This window comes from Flavobacterium psychrophilum DSM 3660 = ATCC 49418, assembly GCF_002217405.1.
In the GTDB taxonomy this organism is placed as follows: domain Bacteria; phylum Bacteroidota; class Bacteroidia; order Flavobacteriales; family Flavobacteriaceae; genus Flavobacterium; species Flavobacterium psychrophilum.
The window spans coordinates 1-5,652 of the sequence record NZ_MUHE01000017.1 but is presented as its reverse complement, the minus strand read 5'-3'; the positions used below and the strand labels follow the sequence as shown (position 1 = coordinate 5,652).

The 5,652-nt window shown below is 45.0% G+C and carries 2 tRNA genes and 2 rRNA genes; all 4 read left to right on the top strand.

Annotated elements, in window-relative coordinates:
• The first annotated feature begins 541 nt into the window (after window positions 1–541).
• A 16S ribosomal RNA gene (locus tag B0A57_RS05255) occupies window positions 542–2,053 on the top strand.
• Window positions 2,054–2,158: 105 nt separating this feature from the next.
• Window positions 2,159–2,232, top strand: a tRNA-Ile gene (locus B0A57_RS05250).
• Between the two features lie 161 nt (window positions 2,233–2,393).
• Window positions 2,394–2,467 (top strand) — tRNA-Ala (locus B0A57_RS05245).
• Window positions 2,468–2,680: 213 nt separating this feature from the next.
• Window positions 2,681–5,567, top strand: a 23S ribosomal RNA gene (locus B0A57_RS05240).
• Together the 16S and 23S rRNA genes with 2 tRNA genes alongside form the textbook arrangement of a ribosomal RNA operon.
• Window positions 5,568–5,652 lie beyond the last annotated feature (85 nt).

Below are 5,652 nucleotides of genomic sequence, written 5' to 3'. Positions count from 1 at the left end.
GCTTCAAAAAAAACCAAAGATAACCACCACAAAACCAAAACCTTAAAACAAAAAACAAAAAAACAGTCAAAAAACAGCTTGCAAAACCAAAAAGAAGTATTACTTTTGCACCCGCATTGGCACACAGTTCTTATTACATATTAAAAACGAATCGAAAAAAAATAAAACAAAAATTTTATTAAAAAGATTAGGAAAATAGCAAAAAGAAACTACCTTTGCACCCCGCAAGAGATTAAGTTCATTGACAAATTGGTTAAGAAAAAGAAAAGCAAACGAGAATAAATATTTTCAAAAAAACTTATCAAAAAGCTTGCCAGTTAAAAAATAACCACTACTTTTGCACCCGCTTCGAGAAACAGATAAAGACACAAACGAGGCTAAAAAAAAGCAAGACAAGTTCCTAGACATATTGAATTGACAGCCGTTTTAAATAGCGATATTTAAAACAAAAGAATAAAGAGTAAGAGCGAATCGTAAGATTTGAAATAAAGCTATAACATCAAAAACAGAAGAAAGCATTAATGCTAACTTCAAACAATATACGATGAAGAGTTTGATCCTGGCTCAGGATGAACGCTAGCGGCAGGCTTAACACATGCAAGTCGAGGGGTAGAATAGCAATATTTGAGACCGGCGCACGGGTGCGTAACGCGTATGCAATCTACCTTTTACAGAGGGATAGCCCAGAGAAATTTGGATTAATACCTCATAGTATAGTGAGTTGGCATCAACACACTATTAAAGTCACAACGGTAAAAGATGAGCATGCGTCCCATTAGCTAGTTGGTAAGGTAACGGCTTACCAAGGCAACGATGGGTAGGGGTCCTGAGAGGGAGATCCCCCACACTGGTACTGAGACACGGACCAGACTCCTACGGGAGGCAGCAGTGAGGAATATTGGTCAATGGGCGCAAGCCTGAACCAGCCATGCCGCGTGCAGGATGACGGTCCTATGGATTGTAAACTGCTTTTGCACAGGAAGAAACACTACCTCGTGAGGTAGCTTGACGGTACTGTGAGAATAAGGATCGGCTAACTCCGTGCCAGCAGCCGCGGTAATACGGAGGATCCAAGCGTTATCCGGAATCATTGGGTTTAAAGGGTCCGTAGGCGGCCAGATAAGTCAGTGGTGAAAGCCCATCGCTCAACGATGGAACGGCCATTGATACTGTTTGGCTTGAATTATTTGGAAGTAACTAGAATATGTAGTGTAGCGGTGAAATGCTTAGAGATTACATGGAATACCAATTGCGAAGGCAGGTTACTACAAATTGATTGACGCTGATGGACGAAAGCGTGGGTAGCGAACAGGATTAGATACCCTGGTAGTCCACGCCGTAAACGATGGATACTAGCTGTTGGGAGCAATCTCAGTGGCTAAGCGAAAGTGATAAGTATCCCACCTGGGGAGTACGTTCGCAAGAATGAAACTCAAAGGAATTGACGGGGGCCCGCACAAGCGGTGGAGCATGTGGTTTAATTCGATGATACGCGAGGAACCTTACCAAGGCTTAAATGTAGATTGACCGGTTTGGAAACAGACTTTTCGCAAGACAATTTACAAGGTGCTGCATGGTTGTCGTCAGCTCGTGCCGTGAGGTGTCAGGTTAAGTCCTATAACGAGCGCAACCCCTGTTGTTAGTTGCCAGCGAGTCATGTCGGGAACTCTAGCAAGACTGCCAGTGTAAACTGTGAGGAAGGTGGGGATGACGTCAAATCATCACGGCCCTTACGCCTTGGGCTACACACGTGCTACAATGGCCGGTACAGAGAGCAGCCACTACGCAAGTAGGAGCGAATCTATAAAACCGGTCTCAGTTCGGATCGGAGTCTGCAACTCGACTCCGTGAAGCTGGAATCGCTAGTAATCGGATATCAGCCATGATCCGGTGAATACGTTCCCGGGCCTTGTACACACCGCCCGTCAAGCCATGGAAGCTGGGGGTGCCTGAAGTCGGTGACCGCAAGGAGCTGCCTAGGGTAAAACTGGTAACTAGGGCTAAGTCGTAACAAGGTAGCCGTACCGGAAGGTGCGGCTGGAACACCTCCTTTCTAGAGCATGTTTTTAGTTTTATAAATAAGAAAATTCTCAATTACTCTTTGCTGTTAGTTCAAAATAAAAAATAATTGATAATTATTGATTATCAATTAGAAGAGTGTCTCGTAGCTCAGCTGGTTAGAGTACTACACTGATAATGTAGGGGTCGACAGTTCGAGTCTGTCCGAGACAACAAATTAATTTAAGATTTTAGAATTAAGATTTTAGATTAAAAAAAGGATAAATACGTTCATTAAAGTAAAGGAAATTTTAGAAGTTGAGGATTCAACCAAAAGAAATTAGAACTACAATTCAAAATCTAAAATCTGAATTCAAAAAATCTAAAATCTATTAGGGGGATTAGCTCAGCTGGCTAGAGCGCCTGCCTTGCACGCAGGAGGTCAACGGTTCGACTCCGTTATTCTCCACGAGATAGTATCAAGATGATAGTATAAGTATTAAGACAAAATCTTAATACTTAATACAAAACACTTAATACTTTATTAAAGTTCATTGACATATTGAGATAAGAAAATATTTAAAAAGTAGAAAGAACACTTTTTAGTGATTAGACAAAAGGCATTAGGCATAAGTTGAAAAACTAATGGTTAATTACTAATGGCTAATGGCTAGAAAAAGTACAATAAGCAAAATAAGGGCGTATGGGGGATGCCTTGGCTCTCAGAGGCGATGAAGGGCGTGATAAGCTGCGAAAAGCTACGGGGATCAGCACACATGACTTGATCCGTAGATACCCGAATGGGGCAACCCACTATGTTGAAGACATAGTACACCGATAGGTGGGCAAACCCGCTGAACTGAAACATCTAAGTAGGCGGAGGAGAAGAAAACAAAAGTGATTCCGTAAGTAGTGGCGAGCGAACGCGGATTAGCCCAAACCAATGTTGTTACGGCAATGTTGGGGTTGTAGGACCACGTTATTTGTTGCGGATAGAATTAGAATTTACTGGAAAGTAAAGCCAAAGAAGGTGATAGCCCTGTATAAGTAATAGAAGATAACGATAGTGGTATCCTGAGTAGGGCGGGACACGAGAAATCCTGTCTGAATTTGGCGGGACCATCCGCTAAGGCTAAATACTCCTGAGAGACCGATAGTGAACCAGTACCGTGAGGGAAAGGTGAAAAGAACCGTGAATAACGGAGTGAAATAGATCCTGAAACCATACGCTTACAAGCGGTCGGAGCCCTTTCGTGGGGTGACGGCGTGCCTTTTGCATAATGAGCCTACGAGTTAACGTTGCTGGCAAGGTTAAGTGATTAAGTCACGGATCCGTAGCGAAAGCGAGTCTGAATAGGGCGCTTTAGTCAGTAGTGTTAGACGCGAAACCGTGTGATCTACCCATGGACAGGATGAAGCTGTGGTAACACATAGTGGAGGTCCGAACCCGTTGACGTTGAAAAGTCTTGGGATGATCTGTGGGTAGGGGTGAAAGGCCAATCAAACTCGGAAATAGCTCGTACTCCCCGAAATGCATTTAGGTGCAGCGTTATGGTTAAAGTTATATAGAGGTAGAGCTACTGATTGGATGCGGGGGCTTCACCGCCTACCAATTCCTGACAAACTCCGAATGCTATATAATGTTTCATAACAGTGAGGGCTTGGGTGCTAAGGTCCAAGTCCGAGAGGGAAAGAACCCAGACCATCAGCTAAGGTCCCCAAATATATACTAAGTTGAAAGAACGAGGTCTGTCTGCATCGACAGCTAGGATGTTGGCTTGGAAGCAGCCATTCATTTAAAGAGTGCGTAACAGCTCACTAGTCGAGCGGACGGGCATGGATAATAATCGGGCATAAGTATATTACCGAAGCTATGGATTTAGAGATTACTCTAAGTGGTAGGGGAGCATTCTAACAGGGTAGAAGGTGAGTCGTAAGGCTTGCTGGACTGGTTAGAAAAGAAAATGTAGGCATAAGTAACGATAATGCGGGCGAGAAACCCGCACACCGAAAAACTAAGGTTTCCACAGCTATGCTAATCAGCTGTGGGTTAGTCTGGTCCTAAGGCGAACCCGAAAGGGACAGTCGATGGCCAACGGGTTAATATTCCCGTACTACTATTAATTGTGATGGGGTGACGGAGTGATGAAAGCGCCGCGAACTGACGGAATAGTTCGTTGAAGTACCTACCTATAAGAACCGCAGGCAAATCCACGGTTTTTGGGGAAATACGATAGTACTCGGAGCCTTCGGGCAAAGAGATAGTGCGCCTAAGGGCTTCCAAGAAAAACCTCTAAACTTCAGATTGATAGTACCAGTACCGTAAACCGACACAGGTAGTTGAGGAGAGAATCCTAAGGTGCTCGAGAGATTCATGGCTAAGGAATTAGGCAAAATAGACCCGTAACTTCGGGAGAAGGGTCGCCAGCAGCAATGCTGGCCGCAGTGAAGAGGTCCAGGCGACTGTTTATCAAAAACACAGGGCTCTGCAAAATCGTAAGATGAAGTATAGGGCCTGACACCTGCCCGGTGCTGGAAGGTTAAGTGGAGATGTTATGGGTAACCAGAAGCATTGAAATGAAGCCCCAGTAAACGGCGGCCGTAACTATAACGGTCCTAAGGTAGCGAAATTCCTTGTCGGGTAAGTTCCGACCTGCACGAATGGTGTAACGATCTGGACACTGTCTCAGCCATGAGCTCGGTGAAATTGTAGTAACGGTGAAGATGCCGTTTACCCGCAGTGGGACGAAAAGACCCTGTGCACCTTTACTATAGCTTAGTATTGACCTTGGATAAATGATGTGTAGGATAGGTTGGAGACTGTGAAGTGGCGTCGCTAGGCGTTGTGGAGTCATTGTTGAAATACAACCCTTTGTTTATCTGAGGCCTAACCCCGCATAAGTGGGGGACATTGCTTGGTGGGTAGTTTGACTGGGGTGGTCGCCTCCAAAAGAGTAACGGAGGCTTCTAAAGGTTCCCTCAGCACGCTTGGTAACCGTGCGTAGAGTGCAATGGCATAAGGGAGCTTGACTGAGAGACATACAGGTCGATCAGGTACGAAAGTAGAGCATAGTGATCCGGTGGTTCCGCATGGAAGGGCCATCGCTCAAAGGATAAAAGGTACGCCGGGGATAACAGGCTGATCTCCCCCAAGAGCTCATATCGACGGGGGGGTTTGGCACCTCGATGTCGGCTCGTCACATCCTGGGGCTGGAGAAGGTCCCAAGGGTTGGGCTGTTCGCCCATTAAAGTGGCACGCGAGCTGGGTTCAGAACGTCGTGAGACAGTTCGGTCTCTATCTACTGTGGGCGCAAGAAATTTGAGTGGATCTGATTCTAGTACGAGAGGACCGAATTGGACTAACCTCTGGTGTATCTGTTGTTCCGCCAGGAGCACCGCAGAGTAGCTACGTTGGGAAGGGATAAGCGCTGAAAGCATATAAGCGCGAAACCCACCACAAGATGAGATTTCTTTTAAGGGTCGTAGGAGATGACTACGTTGATAGGCTATAGATGTAAAGGCAGTAATGTCATAGTCGAGTAGTACTAATAACCCGTAAGCTTATGTACACACTTTTCCCGAGTCGCAAGACTCGGGAAGAAACTTTCTAAAAAAAAAATACTTCTTTATCTCAGTATGTTAAGATATTAACCA